This window comes from Luteibacter sp. 22Crub2.1, assembly GCF_900167995.1.
Taxonomy (GTDB): domain Bacteria; phylum Pseudomonadota; class Gammaproteobacteria; order Xanthomonadales; family Rhodanobacteraceae; genus Luteibacter; species Luteibacter mycovicinus.
Window position 1 is genome coordinate 15647 of sequence record NZ_FUYT01000010.1, and the last position, 19243, is coordinate 34889.

General features: G+C 65.4%; 12 protein-coding genes. 9 read left to right on the forward strand and 3 right to left on the reverse strand.

The annotated features are described in order from the left end of the window. Window positions 1-85 precede the first annotated feature (85 nt). From B5X73_RS11875 to B5X73_RS11915, 8 genes are all read left to right on the forward strand, one after another. The gene (locus B5X73_RS11875; protein WP_176167824.1) at window positions 86-1582 is read left to right on the forward strand and encodes an efflux transporter outer membrane subunit; all 1497 of its coding nucleotides are present in this window, start codon (window positions 86-88) and stop codon (window positions 1580-1582) included. 116 nt (window positions 1583-1698) lie between these two features. Beyond that, entirely contained in the window at window positions 1699-2787 is a 1089-nt protein-coding gene (locus B5X73_RS11880; protein WP_176167825.1) for an efflux RND transporter periplasmic adaptor subunit, read from the forward strand. A gap of 1 nt (window position 2788) precedes the next feature. After that, on the forward strand, window positions 2789-5905 hold the full coding sequence (locus B5X73_RS11885) for an efflux RND transporter permease subunit (RefSeq protein WP_079521861.1): 3117 nt from the start codon (window positions 2789-2791) through the stop codon (window positions 5903-5905). Window positions 5906-5907: 2 nt separating this feature from the next. Continuing rightward, window positions 5908-6249: a hypothetical protein gene (locus B5X73_RS11890; protein ID WP_079521862.1), complete on the forward strand. Its 342-nt coding sequence runs from the start codon at window positions 5908-5910 to the stop codon at window positions 6247-6249. Between the two features lie 881 nt (window positions 6250-7130). Beyond that, window positions 7131-7838 carry a S41 family peptidase gene (locus B5X73_RS11900; RefSeq protein ID WP_176167826.1) on the forward strand — a complete coding sequence of 236 codons (708 nt, stop codon included), beginning with the start codon at window positions 7131-7133 and terminating at the stop codon, window positions 7836-7838. Between the two features lie 344 nt (window positions 7839-8182). Beyond that, complete coding sequence (locus B5X73_RS11905; RefSeq protein WP_079521864.1) at window positions 8183-9376, forward strand: efflux RND transporter periplasmic adaptor subunit; 1194 nt, start codon at window positions 8183-8185, stop codon at window positions 9374-9376. Further along, window positions 9373-12462: an efflux RND transporter permease subunit gene (locus B5X73_RS11910; protein WP_079521865.1), complete on the forward strand. Its 3090-nt coding sequence runs from the start codon at window positions 9373-9375 to the stop codon at window positions 12460-12462. Before B5X73_RS11905 ends, B5X73_RS11910 begins: the two co-directional genes overlap by 4 nt. After that, window positions 12459-13904, forward strand: coding sequence for an efflux transporter outer membrane subunit (locus B5X73_RS11915; RefSeq protein ID WP_079521866.1), 1446 nt, complete (start codon window positions 12459-12461; stop codon window positions 13902-13904). Before B5X73_RS11910 ends, B5X73_RS11915 begins: the two co-directional genes overlap by 4 nt. Window position 13905: 1 nt before the next feature. Here B5X73_RS11915 and B5X73_RS11920 read toward each other — a convergent pair whose 3' ends face one another. Beyond that, complete coding sequence (locus B5X73_RS11920) at window positions 13906-15522, reverse strand: histidine kinase famiy protein (RefSeq protein WP_079521867.1); 1617 nt, start codon at window positions 15520-15522, stop codon at window positions 13906-13908. Between the two features lie 280 nt (window positions 15523-15802). Then, on the reverse strand, window positions 15803-16345 hold the full coding sequence (locus tag B5X73_RS11925; protein WP_079521868.1) for a TetR/AcrR family transcriptional regulator: 543 nt from the start codon (window positions 16343-16345) through the stop codon (window positions 15803-15805). A 121-nt stretch (window positions 16346-16466) separates the two neighbouring features. Between B5X73_RS11925 and B5X73_RS11930 the strand changes: the two genes are divergently transcribed. Continuing rightward, complete coding sequence (locus tag B5X73_RS11930) at window positions 16467-17453, forward strand: NADP-dependent oxidoreductase (RefSeq protein WP_217699773.1); 987 nt, start codon at window positions 16467-16469, stop codon at window positions 17451-17453. Between the two features lie 8 nt (window positions 17454-17461). On the opposite strand, the gene B5X73_RS11935 is transcribed toward B5X73_RS11930, so the two are convergent. Continuing rightward, entirely contained in the window at window positions 17462-19096 is a 1635-nt protein-coding gene (locus B5X73_RS11935) for an NAD(P)/FAD-dependent oxidoreductase (protein ID WP_079521870.1), read from the reverse strand. Between the last annotated feature and the right edge of the window lie 147 nt (window positions 19097-19243).

Consider the following 19243-nt stretch of genomic DNA (forward strand, 5'->3'; position numbering starts at 1 on the left):
CTTGATCAAATCTTGAAGAAAGGCCGATAAAGCCTTGAGATAGGTCATTAACAATGCTCCCAGCTTATCAGTCTGGGAGCAGGCAGTGCGTCCGTTATTCCGCCATGATCAATTTCTCTGGCCGCACTCGGCCGCGCTCGTCTTACTGGTCGTTTTGTGCACGCTCGCGTCGGCGTGTTCGCTGGCTCCCGCTTACCACCGACCCATCGTTGCACTGCCGACTACGCTGGGCGGTCTCACGCAGCCCTCAGCGGCAGCGCAGCCCACCGCTCCTGCTGAGCCGGTGACGTTATCGCCGGACGAGGCGCGCTTTTTGGGCGCGTTCGCGCCCGGGGATGAGGCCGCCCGCATCGTTTCCATCGCGCTGTCGGCCAACCCCGACATGCGGGCGGTTGCCTCCCGAGTGACCGAGGCACGAGCCGGCGCGGCGGCGCAGCGCGCGGCGTTGTTTCCGCAGCTCGACGGTACCCTGCAGCGCGACAAGGTCCAGCTCGACGATCCGAACGCGGCGGCGCTGCTGGGCCGCGATTTCAAATACGCCACGCTGGATTTTCGTTACGAGCCGGATTTCTTCGGTCGCCTGCGCAGCCTGTCCGACGCTGCCTCGCACGAGTACCTGGCCAGCGAGGCTGCACGCAAGGAGGCGCGCGGCGCACTGATCGCTGAGGTGCTGGGTGCTTACGTCGACGAGCGGACCGGCGCTGAGGTCACCGACAAGCTCCGCGCGGCCGATGCGGCCGCGCAGGCCCTGGTGGTCAATGCGGTGACGCAACAGCGTGTCGGCACGCTCTCCGCGGATGATCTGCAAGCGCGGCGGGATCAGGCCGCACGCGTGCACGTGTCGGCACTGGACGCACAGCGGCAGCATGAGGAGGCGATGCGCTACCTGGCCTCGCTGACCGGCTACACGCTGCCCGCGCCCACCGCCGAGCCTAGCCAGCTCGGCCGCCTGGATGCCGAGGCAACCGGTCTGGCAGCGTTGCCCTCTCAGGTCCTGCTGGACCGACCGGACGTGGTCCGCGCCGAAGAACGGCTGCGCGCCGCCAACGCCAGTATCGGTGCCGCCCGCGCCGCGTTCTTCCCCTCCATCCAGCTGTCCTCCTCCCTCGGGCATGTCTCCTCGGATCTGGATCATCTGTTCGGCTCCAACACAGGCGGGTGGACGTTCCTGCCGCAGATCACGCTGCCGATCTTCGACGGCGGGGCGCGCCGGGCGAATCTGGATCTGGCCACGGCGCGCAAGAACGCGGCGGTGGCCAACTACGAGTCGACGGTACAACGCGCGTTTCGCGAGGTCGCCGACGCATTGGGCGCGCGCGACCTGGTCACTACCCGTGTCGCTCGCCTGGATCAGATGTGTCAGGCCGACGCGACGCGACTGGTCAAGGCGCTGGGCCGGAGTCGGCAGGGGCTGGAAGATCCGGCCCAGTTGCTCTTGCGCACCATCGATGCGGCGCAGGTCCAGATCGACTGCGCCTCGGCCCGGCGTGATCAGGCCCTCAATCGCGTGGCGGTGTTCCGCGCGTTTTACGGCGTCTCGCTGCGTTCCGCATCCCTCGCCTCGGCCGTCCCGCAACCATGAATCGCCCGCACCCCCTCGCTCCCACGCCCGGTGCCCGCACTGCACGGGCCCTGCCCCTCACCCGCGACCGCCTACTTCCGCGTCGCGCGGGTCGCCTTTGCTGGAGTTCGTTTGAGATGACACGTCTACCGCTCACGGTCGCCGCCCTGTTGACGCCCCTGTGGCTGAGTGCGTGCGGCGAGGCCCCCAAGGAAGTCGCGCCGCCACGTACCGTGCTGCTGGCCGAGGTCACCGCGGCGCCGGGCGCGGTCTCGCAAATCACCGCCGAGGTCCGCCAAGCCCAGCGCGCCCGGCTGAGTTTCGATGTGGCCGGTCGCATCGCGCGGATCGCCGTCCAGCCCGGTGATGCCTTCGCCAAGGGCCAGCTGCTGGCTGAGCTCGACCCCGAACCCATCCGGCTGCGTCTGGCGCAGGCGCGGGCGGATGCCTCCGCGGCGCGCGCGGAATTCCTCAATCGCGCCGAACAGTTGCGTCAGCAGAGCGCCTTGTTCAACGACGGCGCCGCCACGCAGACGGCCCTGTCAATGGCGCGGGCGGCCGACCAGGCGGCCCGTGGCAAGGCCGAGGCGGCCGATGCCGCGGTGGCCTTGGCCAGCCGCGACCTCAAGCACGCCGTGCTCATGGCGCCGTTTGCCGGCCGCGTGGTCTCGCGCGCGGAGGAACCCATGCAGGACATCGCCGCCGGCCAGGTCCTCTTGACCATCGATGGCGAAGGGCAGTTCGAGGTCGTTGCCTCGCTGCCGAGCCAGGCGCGGGCCGCCGTCTCGGTGGGCAGCGAAGCGACCATCACTGTGGCTGACGGCACGACCCTGCCGGTGCGCCTGACGCAGTTGTCCGATCACCTCGGCAAAGGCGCGACCCTGGAGGCGATTTTTCGCACCAACGGCGCGCCCGCCGCCCTGGCTGCCGGGCAGTTGTTACCGTTGCGCCTCACCGGCGGTCCGGCCAGCGGTCAGCTGGCCATTCCGGTGACCGCCGTGCTGCCGGGCGCGACCGCAGGCACCGACAGCGTGTTCGTCTTCGATAGCATCCGTGGCCAGGTGACCCGCAAAGACGTGACCCTGGCCGGTTACGCCGGTGACCGCGCGCTGGTCCGTTCGGGCCTCGCGCTGGGCGATCGGGTGGTGAGTGCCGGGACCGCGTTTCTGACCGATGGCCAGCACGTGCGCGAGTTCGAAGGCGCAAGCCAGCTGGAGAGCCGCTGACATGCTGCTGACCCGCTCGGCGCTTGACGCCAGTCGCCTGACCCTCTTCATCGCCGCAGTCATCCTCATCGCCGGTACCTGGACCTTCCTGCACTTCCCCTCGCAGGAGGAACCTTCGGTCACCGTGCGCGATGCGATCGTCTCCATCAGCCTGCCCGGCATGGCCACCGATGAGGTGGAGGACATCCTGGCCAAGCCGGCCGAGGAGCGCCTGCGCGAACTGGGCGGGCTGAAGACCATCGCCACCACGGTCCGGCCGGGGTCGGTGGTGATTCAGCTGACCGCCTACGACAATGTCACCGACCTGGATGCGATGTGGCAAAAGGTGCGCTCCAAGCTGACCGAAGTCGCCCTGACCTACCCGCAAGGCACCATCGGCCCGTTCCTGGACGATGATTTCGGTCGCGTCTCGGTCGCCTCCATCGCCATCACGGCGCCCGGCGTCAGCCTGGCCCAGATGCGCGAACCGATCAAACGCTTCCGCTCGGACCTTTACGCGCTCAAGGGCGTCGAGCGGGTGGCTTTTTATGGACTGCAGGACACCCAGCTGTACCTGCAGTTCGACAAGAGCAAGCTCGCCTCGCTCGGCCTGACCCCGACGGCGATCGCCCAGCAGCTCGCGGCGCAAAACGCCATCGCCTCCGCAGGACAGCCCTCGGTCTCCGGTTTGGGCGTGTCGGTGAGCGTGGAAGGCAAGATCCGCTCGGTGGATGACCTGCGCAGATTCCTCCTGTCCGTCCCGCGCGGCGACCAAAGCCAGGATGTGACCCTCGGCGAGGTGGCGACGATCCAGGCCATGCCGACGGATCCGCCGCAAAGCGCCGCCGTCTACCAGGGTCAGCAGGCCGTCGTGGTCTCGGTCTCCATGGCCAAGGGCCTGGATATCGCCGCCTTCGGCAAAGAACTCAAGGCACGGATCGCAGAAGCCAGCCATCGTTTGCCAACCGGCTTCGACGCCGACGTTGTGACCTTCCAGGCCGACGTCGTCGCCCGCGAAATGGGCAAGATGCACCACGTCATGGGCGAGACAATCGTCATCGTCATGGCGGTGGTGATGCTGTTCCTTGGGTGGCGGATGGGTCTGATCGTCGGCTCGATCGTGCCGCTGACGATTTTGAGCTCCCTCATCGTGATGCGTGCGTTCAATATCGAACTGCAAATGGTCTCGATGGCCGCCATCATCCTGGCGCTGGGCCTGCTCGTCGATAACGGCATCGTAATCGCCGAAGACATTGAGCGGCGTCTGAAGGCAGGCGAAGAACGGCGCCAGGCTTGCATCGATGCGGGGCGGACCTTGGCGGTGCCACTGCTGGTCTCTACCTTGGTCATCGTCTTTGCGTTCTCGCCGTTTTTCCTGGGCCAGACCAGCACCAACGAGTACCTGCGGTCGCTGGCCGTCGTGCTGGCCGTGACCCTGCTCGGCTCCTGGGCGCTGGGTCTGACCGTTACACCGCTGCTGTGCTTCTACTTCGCCATGGTCCATGCGGACGCCGCCGACGTGGCCGAGCACGAGTCACGCTTCTACCACGGCTACCGGCGCGTGATCGGCTGGGTGCTCACCCACAAGGTGATTTTCGTTGGCGCCATGGTTGCTTTGCTGGGTGGTGCGGGCTGGACGCTGTCACGCCTGCCCTACGACTTCCTGCCCAAGTCGGACCGTTTGCAGTTCCAGATTCCGCTGATCTTCCAGGCCGGCGTCGACTCGCGACAGACCCTGGCCTCGGTCCGCCAGATCAGCCAGTGGCTGGACAACCGCAAGATCAACCCAGAGATCGAGAACAGCGTCGGGTATGTCGCCGACGGCGGTCCGCGCGTGGTGCTCGGACTGAACCCGCCGTTGCCGGGGGCGAACATCGGCTACTTCACCGTCTCGGTGATGCCCGATACCGACATGGATGCGCTCATTACGCGCACGCGCAAGTACCTCGCCAACGAGTTCCCCAACCTGCACGCCGAGCCCAAACGTTTCTCCCTGGGGGCGACCGAAGCCGGCGTGGCCGTATACCGCGTGAGCGGCGTGGACGAGGCCACGCTACGCTCACTGAGCGCGCAGGTCGAAGCCGTGCTGCGTGCGCTGCCGGGCACATTCGATACGATCAACAGCTGGGGACCCCGTGTGCCTCGCTACCGCGTCGCGATCGATCAGCGCAAATTGAACGCCAACGGGATCACACGCGAGGACGTGCTGCGTGCGCTGCAGGTCCGCTACAGCGGCTATCAGGCTGCTTCGATCGACGATGGCGGTGCCGCCGTACCCATCGTGCTGCGCGGCAGTGCGACTGAGCGCGCCTCGGACGCCGACCCGGGTGATACCCTGATCTATCCCGCCAGTTCGTCCATGTCCCCCGTGGCACTCAACGCGCTGGCCACGATCGCCCTGGATTCGGAACCGGGCGTGGTGCAGCGGCGTAACCTCAGCCGTACGATCACGGTAACCGCGCGCAATCCCACCCTGACCGCCCAGCAGATTGCTGATCGATTGGCGCCGGCGATCGCGCGTATCCATCTGCCGCCCGGCTACGCGATCACGCTCGGCGGCGAGATCGCGGATTCGGCCGAAGCTAACGAGGTAATCGCCCAATACATGCCCCTGGCCATCGGCGGCATGTTGTTGCTCTTCGTCTGGCAGTTCAATTCCTTCCGCAAGGTGTTCATCGTCGTCGCCAGCGTTCCTTTCATACTGATCGGTTCGACGCTGGCCCTGGTCGTGAGCGGATATCCGTTCGGCTTCATGGCGACCTTCGGCCTGCTCGCCCTGGCCGGCATCATCGTCAACAACGCGGTGCTGTTGCTCGAGCGGATCGAGGTGGAATTGGCTGAAGGCCGTCATCACCATGAGGCGGTGATCGAAGCGGCGGTCAAGCGACTGCGCCCGATCGTGATGACCAAGCTGACCTGCATCGTCGGTCTGATTCCGCTGATGCTGTTTGCCGGGCCCTTGTGGACGGGCATGGCCATTACCCTCATCGGCGGCCTGCTGCTGGGCACGCTGGTGACCCTGGGACTGATCCCGCTGTTGTACGACACCCTTTTCCGCGAGAACGATGCCGGGCCGCACGACGGCTCCACCGCGCTCCGTATCGGAAGCTCCCCTGCCCGCCCCTCACCGGAAGCCTAGCTATGATCGAACCGCCCACGAGCTGCGTGCGCATCGTCTATCTGGAAATGGATCCAGCACCGCCGGTGGCGGGCGTGGAAACCTTTCACGCCATCCTGGACCCGGTGCCGTCCGGTCTCTGGAAGGCGACGTTCACGCGGGCGCTGAAAACTGGGCCGGAGCTGTTGCGGGAGGCCACCTTCAGCACCTTCGAGGGCAAGCATACACTGCGTGTCACAGTGCCCGAACAACGTGTGAGCGCCGCGATTCAGGCACTGAAGTCACAGGTCACGGCGATCGGATCACGCGTGGCGCAGGTCCAGGCCGTACATACCCTGACGGCGGCGACGATGGTGCGACGATGAAGGCAACGACTGAGGTGGCACCGACCCGCCGCGCCATGGCATGGCATGGCACGAGGATCGTTATGCCGCTAGACGTTCCGCCCGCTTCCGACCAGACGCAACTGGTGATCACGGTATCGACTGGCTTCGGCAATATACTGACGAAGATGCGGATGGTTGGCTATCCTTCGCCGCTTCCAATGCCGTTGTAGACCGGGCAAGGCGCTCGTCGTTTTCCAGTAGTCACACCACCCAGAGAACGGCGAACGACGTTATGACGATCAAACATGTTCTTCTGGCGCTGGCGCTCGTCTCGGGTCCATGGCGAGTCGCACACGCCGAATCGCCCCTCGTTCGCTTCCCTGCACTATCTCAGGACGCGCTGGTGTTCGTCGCACGCGGCGAACTGTGGCGAGCACCGTTGCCGGGAGGCACGGCGGTACGCCTCGTCGGGGGCCCTGGCCAGGTGCTGTTTCCTCATGTGTCACCGGATGGCACGCGGGTTGCGTTCACCTGGCGCAAGCGTGGGGTGAGTGATGTCTATGTCGTGGAAACCGCCGGCGGAGTCGCCAGGCAGGTGACGCACGGGCCCTCCAGTTCGCCCTATGACAATGCTGTCACAGGCTGGACATCCGACGGCGCGATTCTCTTTGTCTCGCAACGCGCCCTCCTCCTGCGTGGCGAGTTCGATACGTATCGCGTATTGCCCGACGGAGGGCTCGCCGTTCCACTTGGCCAGCCTTGCTCGAACGCTATCTTCCGCTCGCCGGTCGGGCGGCCTCGCACGAGGACGTGTTGTACATCGTGGGCGAACTGCTGGCGATTTCATCCTGGCCATCAACGGCGTAAGCCTGCGTGCTCCCGTCGACCCGTATGCACTGCTGCCGACAGGCGACGCACCCGTGTCACTGGATATGGCTGAAACGGCGACCGGCCCGGTGCGTCGTGTCCGCGCGATCCCCATCCATGACGAGCATGAGGTTCGACGGTTCGACTGGATCGTACAGAACGCGGCCTATGTCACGAAGACGTCCGGAGGACGCGTCGGGTATCTGCACCTTCGCGATTTCAGTGCCAATGGGACGGAAGATCTGATGCGTCAGTGGAACGCGCAGTCAGGAAAAGAAGGGCTCATTATCGACATTCGGGCCAGCGAAGGCGGCTTTACCAGCCAGTGGGTGCTCGACCTCCTGCTTCGGCGGCATGCCGGGCAGTTCCTCAATCGGCAGGGTGCGCGCGAAGATCTTCCCGCGGGGCGCGGACCGCAGAAACTCGTCGTCATCACCAACGAATTTTCTGCCTCCGACGGCGATCAGTTTCCTTACTATTTCCGCAAGTACGGTCTGGGCCGCGTGGTGGGCGAGCGAACATGGGGAGGCGTCCGGGGCATCCAGGGAAGGCTTCTACTGGTGGACGGCACAACCGTGACCGTCCCTAAGGACAGCCTTGTTGACGCCGATGCAGGCTTCGTACTGGAAAACCGCGGCGCGTCACCTGATGTCGAGGTACGCGATCGACCGCTCGGAGCCACGGGTGGCGTCGACGAGCAACTGAGGGAAGCGGTGAACATGCTTATATCTGGCCGCAGCCCCGAATCGAATGCCATGTAACACGATCAAAGCCCCGACGCGCAAAAAATGCGTAAATTCTTCGGTACCGAAAGATTCGGGAAAAATCCGTACGCATACACTTAGCCACTTGCTGCTGAAGTGCGGATCGATCGTGCCCGTCATCAGTGCGTCTGAAACGACAGAGGAGCACGCCTGGCATCCCCCCGTCACCCAACGGGCTTAGGTTTCCAACCGGAATATATGGACAGTTATCCCAGTCGAATGATCATCGCGATCGATGTATCGCTGATGGCCACCCATCATCCAACCCCCTGCGCGCAAGGCGTGGGCCGGATCCGCCTGGGCTGATCCCGCTCGCTCCCGGCCGCTGTCGGAGCAGAGCGATGTACAACATCAAAAATAGCGTGCCGGCCACCCTGGCCCGGCGCGAATGCCGGTGCGTGCGCGTACCTGGTCGTGCCATCAACCACCCTGCCCTCATCGCTGCCGCTCTGGCGGCTGCGCTCCTGCTGGCCGGTTGTGACCGGGCCACACCCGATGTCGCGTCCGATGCGGCGCCGGCTTTCAGTGTCCATGGCAACCGCATCGAGGTCGGCCCGCGCTCACCGCTGCGGAGCGAGCTTCGTATCGCGCCGGTCGCTGTCGACACTGCGCCCATGCATGTCAGCTGGCCCGCGACGGTGGAGATCGACCCTGCCCGCTCGGTGACGGTGCTCGCACCGGGTGCCGGGCGGATCGTCCAGGTCGACGTCGTTCTGGGTGAAAAAGTGCGGGAAGGACAGGTCCTGCTGACGATGACCTCCGGCGATGTCGCGCAGGCCCGTTCCGACCAGGCCCGGGCGCGCGACGCCGAAGCGCTTGCGAAGCAGGCGCTGACCCGTGCTCAGCGGGTGACCGAAGCGGGTGGCGCAGCCACGAAGGATCTCGAGGCGGCCAGGAGCGCGTATGCACAGGCGTCGGCCGAACGTACCCGGGCGGATACTCAGGTGGCAGCACTTACCGGTACCTCACGCACGGCGTCAAACGCGTCCGTCCTCGACATTCGTGCACCCATGGATGGCGTCGTGACCTCGCTCGGTGTCGCGGCGGGTTCGCGGATCAACGACACCAGCACCGTGCTGATGGCGGTCACCGACCTCGATCGGATGTGGGTCACCGCCAACGTGCCGGAGGCGGAGAGCGCATCGGTGTCCGGCGGGAGTAATGCAACGCTCACTTTCACCGCACTGCCAGGCGTGACCTTGCAGGGCAAGGTCGATGTCATCGATCCGGTGCTCGACAGCACCACGCGACGCATCAAGGTTCACCTCAGGGTGGACAACGCCGGGCACCGCCTGCTGCCGAATATGTTCGGGACGGCGGCATTCGCGGTTCCGGGTGGCCCTCGCCTCTTCGTACCGCAGACGGCTCTGGTCATGGATAACGACCGGCGCAGTGTGTTCATCGAGCGCGCGCCCTGGCAGTTTGAGCGTCGCGACATCGATACGGGACGAGACGAAGGCGCGACCGTGGAAGTCGTTCACGGCCTGCAAGCCGGCGATCGTGTCGTCGTGCGTGGCGGAGTGCTGCTGCAATGATCGCGCGCCTGATCGCCTTTTGCTTCCACCGCCGTGGCGTGGTGTTCGCCGTGATGCTGCTGACCCTGAGCTACGGCTACTACGCCTCGACCCAGCTGGCCATCGAAGCCTACCCCGAGCTGAGCGACGTCACCGCCCAGGTAACTACCCAGGCCCCCGGGCTAGCCGCCGAAGAGGTGGAGCAGCAGATCACGACGCCGATCGAGCGTGCGCTCGCCGGTGTGCCCGGGCTCGCCTCGATGCGGTCGAGCAGTTCATTCGGGCTGTCCCTGATCACGATGACGTTCAGCGAGGGCAGCGAGGATTACTGGGTGCGCTCACGCATTCGTGAGCAACTGGAAAACGTGACACTGCCGGCCGGCGTGTCTGCGGGACTGGATGCCGTGACCGGCCCGGCGGGCGAGATCTACCGTTACACGCTCGAATCCCCATCGAAGAACCTGATGCAGCTATCGGAACTGCAGCGCTGGACCGTCATCCCGGCGCTGCAGAAGGTGCCCGGCGTGGCCGCCGTCAACAACTTCGGCGGCCTCACGAAGGAGTACCAGCTCACGGTCGACCCCGATGCGTTGCAGCGCTACGGCGTAGGCATGAACGATGTCATCGCCGCCATGAGCGCCAACAACGCCAACGCAGGCGGCGGCCGGATCTCGCGTGGCGAGCAGTCGTACGTCGTGCGTGGTATCGGTCTGGTCCGGACCCTGGACGCCATGGGTGCCATCGTTGTCAGTCACAGCAACGGCGTGCCCGTTATGCTGCGCGATCTTGGGCAGCTGTCCTACGGTCACCAGACACGCGAAGGCATCCTGGGCAAGGACGGCAATCCCGATGCGATAGAAGGCATCGTGGACATGCTGTTGCACGAGAACGCCTCGCGCGTGCTCCAGGGCATTCATACGACCGTCGATGAGCTGAACCGGAAGCTCGCGGCGGAGGATGTCCGTATCGTTCCCTATATCGACCGCGACGATCTCGTGCAGGCGACGGTGCACAAGGTCGAGCATACGGTCATCGAGGGTGTGGGCCTCGTCTGTATCGTGCTGATCCTGTTTCTGGGCAGCCCACGCAGCGCGCTGATCGCCGCCGTCACGATCCCGTTTTCGCTGGTCGTGGTGTTCATCCTGATGAACCTGACGCACACGCCGGCGAATCTGTTTTCCCTGGGTGCCATCGATTTCGGCGTGATCGTCGACGGTGCGATCGTGGTGACCGAAACCATCCTGCGTCGCCGAGAGGCCGATCCGGAGGCGACGCTCACGCCCGAAACCGTACTGGATGCGACGGGCAAGGTGGCGCGTCCGATCGTCTTTGCCACGCTCATCATCATCACGGCCTATGCGCCGCTGCTGGCGTTCGAGCATGCCGAAGGCAAGCTGTTCGCTCCCATGGCGTACACCGTGGGCTTCGCCCTGCTCGGCGCGCTGGTGACGACGCTGGTGCTCGTACCCTCGCTTGCCTACATGGCGTTCCGCAGGCCGAGGAAAATCTTCCACAACCGACCGCTGGAGCGCCTGCAGGACGCCTATGGACGCGCGCTGAAGCGCCTGATTGGCCGGCCGTCGGTGGCCGTGATCATCGTTGTGGCGGCCCTGGTCTGCGTCGTATCACTGGGCGCCAGCGTCGGCCAGGAGTTTCTGCCTGAGCTGGACGAAGGTGGTCTGTGGGTGCAGGTGCAGCTGCCCTCGGGCCTTTCCCTGGAGAAGGCCAGCAGCATGGCCAGCCAGTATCGCGACGCGGTGCGCGAGTTTCCCGAGGTGTCGTATGTGGTGACCCAGCTGGGTCGCAACGACGACGGTACGGACCCGTGGACACCCTCGCACATCGAGTCCGGTGTGGGCCTCAAACCCTATGACAGCTGGCCGCATGGCGAGACGAAGGCGCAGTTCATCACCAGGCTCAATCGCCGGCTGCAGGCCATTCCCGGCATCAGCGTGGGCATCAGCCAGCCCATCATCGATGGCGAGAACGACAAGATAGGCGGTGCGCACAGCCCCCTGGTGCTGCGCATCTACGGCGACGATTTCAGGGAGCTTCGCCGCATCGGCGATGCCGTGGTCGGCGTGCTGAAGGGCCTGGACGGAACGGCCGACGCCTCGGTGTTCCAGGAGCCGCCGGTGCCGCAGGTGGCGATCGAGATCGACCGCGAAGCCGCCGCGCGCTATGGCATCAACGTAAGCGACGTCGACGCGCTGATCCAGACGGCCCTGGGCGGCGCCCCCGTGTCTCAGGTGTACGTGGACGACCGGGTTTACAACATGACGGCCAAGGTCTCGCGCGACATCGCCAGCAGCCCGGACAAGCTGGGTGCCCTGACCTTGCGCAGCGCGGAGGGCGCGCAGATTCCCCTGTCCTCGGTCACGCGGATCCGGGAGCAATCCGGTGAGGCGACGGTGGCGCACGAGATGGGCGAGCGGAACCTGATCGTGCGGATCGACAACCGTGGCCGCGCGCTGTCGGATTACCTCGCCGACGCGGATCGCCAGATCGCAGCGAAGGTGACTTTCGACAAGAGCCGGTACCGGCTGCAATGGGGTGGCCAGTTCGAAAATCAGCGACGCGCGCAGTCGCGGCTTGCGTTGGCGCTTGTCATGGTGCTCGCCGTGATGACGATCTTCCTCTTTTCCGAATTCGGCAGGCTGCGTCAGGCGGCGCTGGTGCTTGGCGTGGTGCCGCTCGCGGCCGTGGGTGGACTGATTGCCATCACCGTGCGCGGTGAGACACTGAACATCGCGACTGCCGTGGGCTTCATCGCGCTGTTCGGTGTGGCTGTGCAGAACGGCGTGATCATGGTCTCCAACTTCAACCGGGTACGAGAGAAAGGTGCATCCATCGAAGCCGCGGTGCTGGCGGGTGCCACGCAGCGATTCCGCCCGGTGCTGATGACCGCTACCGTAGCCACGGCAGGCATGCTCCCGGCCGCGTTGGCCACGGGAATCGGTACCGATGTTCAGCGCGGCCTGGCCACCGTCGTGGTCGGTGGTCTGGGCATTGCCACGTTGCTGACCCTTTTTGTCCTGCCTTCGCTTTACTGCCTGATCGAAGAGCGCGCGCAGCGCCGCGCCGCCCGGTCGAGGAGCATCGTATGAACCTGTGCAAAGTGCTGTTTGCGTCTCTCCTGATGGGTGGGCTTCTCGTGTCGATGGCCGGCTGTGCGGTCGGCCCCGACTTCGCGAAACCGGACCTGGCGAAGGCCTTTCCGTCGCCCACCGTCCCGGCCACGGTCTCGCCCGATGAGCGGGACCACTGGTGGTCATCGTTCGGCGCGCCAGCGATGGACGAGCGCGTGGCGCGGGCGCTGCGCGACAGCCCCGATATCCAGGCGGCGCAAGAAGCTCTGCTGGCGGCGCAGGAGACGGCGCTCGCGCAGCGGGGCGCATTCTTTCCTGCCGTCACGGCTGGCGTGAATCCCACCCGGCAGAAGACATCGGGCGCGCTGTCCAGCGTGCCCGCCGACGGGAGCTACGTGTACAGCCTGCACACAGCGCAGCTGTCGATCAGCTACTCCCCCGATCTCTTCGGCGCGAACCGGCGCGCCGTCGAATCGTTGGTCGCGCAGGCGGACGAGCAGCGCTACCAGTGGCAGGCGGCACGCCTCACCCTGATCGCCAACCTGTGCGTCGGTCTTATCGAGGAGGCCAGCCTGCAGGCGCAACTGGACGCCATCGATCAGTTGGTCAGGGTCCAGCAACAGTCCCTGGAGATCGCCCGCAAGCGCTATGCCCTGGGTGATGCGGCGCAGAGCGACGTACTGCTCCAGTCGGCGACATTGACCGCCACACAGGCCCAGCGCCCCGCGATCGAGAAACAGTGGCTGAAGCAGCGTGACCGCAACGCGGCACTGGAAGGTCGCCACACGGTCGATGCCGGGGAGCGCTCCCTCGCACTGGGCGATTTCACCTTGCCGACGGATCTGCCCACCAGCGTGCCGTCGGCATGGCTGGAGCAACGACCGGATATCCAGGCAGCCGAGGCGCAATGGCATGCGGCCTCGGCCCAGGTGGGCGTCGCGGTCGCCGCCCGCCTGCCCGCGCTGACCCTTAGCGCCAGCGGTGGCTCGTCCGCGGCGCGGTTCGGCGATCTGTTCGGGCCCGGCACGGCCTTCTGGAATCTGGCCGGCGATCTGGCGGCGCCAATCCTTGACGGTGGCACGCTCCGGCATCAGCAGCGCTCCGCCGAGGCCAACAACCGCCGGTCGGCTGCGTTGTACCGCAGCACGGCCATCAATGCGTTCGCCGACGTCGGTGACGCGCTGCATGCCGTCGAAGCGGACAGGCGCGCCTTCGACCTGGCGCAGACGGCCAGGGAAACCGCGCTGGCCAGCTACCGCATCGCCCAGACCCAGTACGCCGCCGGCGACATGAGCCTCATCGCGCTCCTTACCGCCGAACAGGCCTGGCGCGACGCGGAGCTGTCACTGATCACCGCGCGCGCGGCTCGTCTCGAGGATGCCGTCGCCCTGAAGCAGTCCATCGCCAGCGGCAGCGAAGATCCGGTCCGCGCCGCAGGCAAGGAGCAACCACATATCTGACTCAGCTCACGCCGGTCGGGCCATCGAGCACGAAGCGTATCTTCCGTAAAAGGTCGATGCGGGAATACGGTTTGCTCAGCACATCGAACGCGATGCCTCCCGCATCGGTCCGCTGAAGCGACTGCGACGCATAGCCTGTTGTCAGGAGCACCTTCACCCCAGGACGAATGGCCCTCGCCCTGCGGGCGAGCGACACGCCGTCGAGGTCGCCCGGCATGACGATGTCGGTGAAAAGGATATCGAACGGGAGATCGTCCCCAATACGCTGGAGCGCCTTCTGCGGATCCGTAAACGCTTCGACCCGATACCCATGAGACTCGAGGATTGTCCGGGCAAGCTCGGCAAGATCCTCCCTGTCGTCGACGACCACGACACGCTCGTGCCCCTCCCGGTCGGCAGCCCGGTCGATGCGGCGGACCGGCTGCGGACCGCGACCGTCGGTTTCCGTGGCAACGGGGAAATACATGGTCAGGGTCGTTCCCCTGCCCTCCTCCGAAGAAACGGCCACGGCGCCACCCGACTGCTTCGCGAAGCCATAGACCATCGAAAGGCCAAGGCCCGTTCCCTTGCCCTCGGGCTTGGTCGTAAAGAAGGGATCCATGACGCGGGCCGCGACGTCCGGCGCCATGCCCGACCCGTTGTCGATGACGTCGATCGCCACGAACGCGTCGCCGCGCGTGGCAAGTTCCCCCTGATTGTTGATTTCCAGCGGCGTCGCGTTTCTCGTGCGAAGCGTCAGACGCTTGCCGGCCCGCCCCTCCATCGCATCACGCGCGTTGATCGACACGTTCAGCAATGCGACTTCCAGCTGCGTTGGATCGAGGCGCGCGTTTTGCGTATCCGGAGCGAGGTCGAGTTCCAGATCGATGTCGGCACCGATGGAGCGCTCGAGCATGTCTTGCATGTCGGCGACAATCTGGTTGGGATTGACGACGCGACCCTGCAACGTCTGCTTTCGCGAAAAGGCAAGAAGCTGGGAAGTGAGCGTCGAGGCCCGCTGAATACCGGACTTGGCGCCGGCGATGAAGCGCAGCAGCTTGTCGCGCTCGATCTGCGGGCGGGTCAGTCCCACTTCGACGGATTCGACGTAGCCGATCATCAGCTGAAGAAGGTTGTTGAAGTCGTGCGCGATGCCACCCGTCAGCTGCCCGAGGGCCTCCATCTTCTGCGCCTGACGCAGCGCGTCTTCCGCATCACGTCGCCGGCTGACATCGAGCTGAGACGCAAAGAAATAGACCACCTCGCCTTTGCCATCGTAGACAGGTGAAACGAAAAGCGCGTTCCAGAACGTCGATCCATCGCGGCGGTAGTTAAGAATTTCAGTAGCGATTTCCTGCTTGGCGGCGACCGCATCGCGGATGGCCGCGATGGTCACCCGGTCGGTTCCGGGGCCCTGCAGAAGCCGGCAGTTCCGACCGATGAGCTCATCGGTCGAATATCCGGTCATCCGAAGAAACGCGGGGTTCGCGAAGATGATGGGGTTGTCCGGCTTTCGCGGGTCGGTGACGATCATCGGCATACGTGTCGTCGAGACAGCCGCAAAGAAGATGTCACTTCCCGGATGGTCAACTCCCTCATAATCGATACGGGTAGGCACCCGCTCTGTCGGGTCACTCATGCAGCGGTCTCCTGAGACGAGCATCGATTGTCCCGACGACCCTGAAAAGGATCGATGAAGGCTCGCTCTTTCGGGTAGCGCATGCGCGGCCTCGCGGCACCGTCTGCCCATCAAGCCGATGGCTTCGTCGACGCATGCCAGCGCCACGCGGGGTTGCCGAGCGCCTGCGCAAATAACTGGCGACGGCTTCGACCTTCGCCGGCCGGTTGCTCCCACGCGGGCAGAAGCGCTACGAGCGCACCGGAGCGCATCGACGCCCGAGACCTCGGCCACATCGGCTTCAACGGGCCGGACGTCGGCTGCAAGCGAGCATGTTCTCTACCGTGAAGAACGCCCGCCGGAACTGATCGGCCAGCGGTACCGACTCGTCCTCGAACCAGGCACCGAGCGCATGGCCAGCGATAGCCATACCCGTCGACGCAGTCAAGGCGGCGACTGTCGGGTCAACTCCGCGGCCAAGCAACGCTCCCGCTACAGCCCGGGTAACCGCCGCCGACTTGGCCAACTGTCGCTCCTGAAGCGCCGGCGTCTGCGCGATGACCGACTGCGCCGGTCCGGCGAGCGGACGGTTCTCCTCAAACAGCGTGACCGTCGCCTCGAATGCCCAGAGCACGATCCGAAGCGGACCGAGTTCAGCCGGCGCCCTTGCGATCGCTTCCCCCAGCCTGGCGTGCAGTTCGGCCTCGTCGAACAGCACTTCCCGCTTATCCGGGAAATGTCGGAAGAAGGTCCGCTCCGTCACTCCGGCTCGCGCCGCGATTTCGGCCGCAGTCGTGCCGTCGTAACCCTTCTCGAGAAAGAGTTCGAGGGCCGCCTCCTGCATGCGGCGGCGCACATTGTTTCGACTTCTCGGCACGTTCGGGCTCTTTATTGTCAGTGACTGACATAACGGCTATAAATGTCAGTCACTGACTTTAGCGCACTCCGCCGGATGGAGAACCCCTGTGACCACAAAAACAATGCACGCGCTGTCCTTCCACGCTCATGGCGAACCGACCGAGGTCCTGAGACTCGACGAGTCGCCTCTCCCCGTGCCGCAAGCCGGCCACATTGCGGTGCAGGTCCACGCCTGCGGGCTGAATCCCGCAGACTGGGCGCTTTGCCGCGGCCTGTCCGCCCGCAAATTGCCTTGCGGCGTCGGGCTGGATGTTTCGGGCACGGTTCTGGCCGTCGGTGAGGGCGTCACTAACGTAGCGGTCGGTGATGCGGTGTACGGACCGGCAGATTTCAGGAACTACCCCACGGCAGGCGCCGCCCGCGTCGCCATCCTCTATTACTGGAACCGACTCCCTAACCGCCTCCCGCATGTCGATGCCGCCGCGCTACCCATGGTGGTTGAGACAGCAGCGCGATATCTGACCTGGTCGGGCGCCGAGAAAGGCCAGACGCTCCTCGTCAACGGCGCCGGGTCGATGGTGGGTTTCGCCGCAGTGCAGATGGCGCTGTTCGAAGGCATCCGTGTCATCGCCACGGCCGGTGACACCTTCGCCGATCGCTTGCGTGCAATGGGAGCCACCGTGGTCGCGCATGGAAACGGAATGGTCGATCGCGTTCGTGCGCTTGGACAGCGCCCAGACGTGATTCTCGACACGGCCCCCATCAACTTGAAACCAGGATCGGTCGGCGCTCTTCCCGACCTCATCGACATCGTGGACGGCGATCCGAGCCGAGTCATCACCGCGGCCGATTTCGAGGGCGCGGCGAAAACGGGAGCACGCACCGGAGCGGAACATGTGCAGGCAGAGGGCGGCTTCCGGCTTCGCTGGGACGTTTTGGAGCGCTACGGCGAACTGGCCGCCGAAGGGCGTTTCAGTATCCCTGTCGCCCGCACCTTCGCCCTGGAAAACTGGCGCGACGCACTCGAGATAAGCCTGGCGGGTCAGGCTCGAGGCAAACTCGTGCTGACGGTCGGCGACGCGATCGCACTCTGAAGAAGACGTCACTTCCCGCCGTTGATACTCAGCGCCACCGCTTCCGCCACGCGGATCCCGTCGACCGCTGCGGAGAGGATGCCGCCGGCGTACCCCGCGCCTTCACCCGCGGGGAACAACCCTTGCGTGTTGAGACTCTGGTACGCCTCATTCCGGCGGATACGTACCGGCGATGACGTACGCGTCTCGACGCCTGTCAGCAGCGCGTCGTTCATGCCGAAGCCCTTGATCTTCCGATCGAACGCCGGCAAGGCTTCACGAATGGCCTCGATCGCATACCCGGGAAGCGACGGTGCAAGATCGGTCAGACGCACACCCGGCTTGTACGACGGCTGCACGCTGCCAAACTCTTCGGACGCTCTGCCCTTGATGAAGTCGCCCACCAGCTGAGCGGGCGCACTGTAATCGCGACCGCCCAGCTCATACGCGCGCGATTCGAGCGCACGCTGCAGGGCGATGCCGGCCAGCGGGCTACCGCTGTCATCGAACGCGGCGAAGTCTTCCGGGTCGATGCCGACCACGATCGCGGCATTCGCGTTGCGCTCGTTGCGTGAGTACTGGCTCATGCCGTTGGTCACCACGCGCTCCGGCTCGGAGGCCGCGGCGACCACGGTGCCGCCAGGGCACATGCAGAAGCTGTACACCGAGCGGCCGTTCTTGCAGTGATGCACGAGCTTGTAATCGGCGGCACCGAGGAGTGCATGCCCCGCCTGCGGCCCGAACCGGGCCTGATCGATGATCGACTGCGGATGCTCGACGCGAAAGCCGATGGAGAACGGCTTGGCTTCCATGTACACACCGCGATCGTGCAACATGAAGAACGTATCGCGCGCGCTGTGTCCCACGGCCAGCACGACATGATCGCTCAACAGTTGCTCACCGCTGGCCAGCGTGACGCCGCGCAGCTGGCGCGAGCCATCGGCGGCGGTGTCGATGAGCAGATCCTCGACACGCTGGTTGAAGCGGATTTCGCCGCCCAGCGATTCGATCGTCTCGCGCATCGACTCCACCATCGTCACCAGACGGAAGGTGCCGATGTGAGGCTTGCTGACGTACATGATCTCTTCCGGCGCGCCGGCCTTGACGAACTCGGTGAGCACCTTGCGACCGTGGTGCAGCGGATCGGAGATCTGGCTGTACAGCTTGCCGTCGGAGAACGTCCCTGCCCCGCCTTCGCCGAACTGCACATTGGACTCCGGCTCCAGCTTGCGCTTGCGCCAGAGCGCCCACGTGTCGACCGTGCGTTCGCGCACGGCTTTGCCGCGATCGAGAATGATCGGTCGGTACCCCATCTGCGCGAGCAGGAGGCCGGCGAACAGGCCGCAGGGCCCAAGACCGATGACAATCGGACGCTGCTTCAGATCGGCCGGCGCCTGGGCGACGAACCGGTAGCTGGTATCCGGCGTCGGCTGCACGTGCTTGTCGTCGGCATGGCGCTTGAGCAGGCCCTTTTCGTCCGCCACCTCCACGTCCAGCGTGTAGATCAGCTGGATATGGCCACGCTTGCGGGCATCGTGACCGCGGCGGAACACCGTGAAACCGAGCACGCCGCCCTTGCCGAGCCCCAGCCTGGCGCGGATGGCCGCCTCGATCGCGCCTTCGGCGTGGTCGAGCGGGAGCTTGATGTCGGTGAGTCGGATCATGAGGGCGGTCTGGCGGCGTGACCGGGTATTTTCGCATGTTGGGCAGGGGAATGCTGCGCGCGGCTGTCCCGCTGCCAGGACCCGAACTACACTGGTCGACGATCCCCCACAACCGGTAGCGACGCGACGTGAACCAGAACGGCGCAG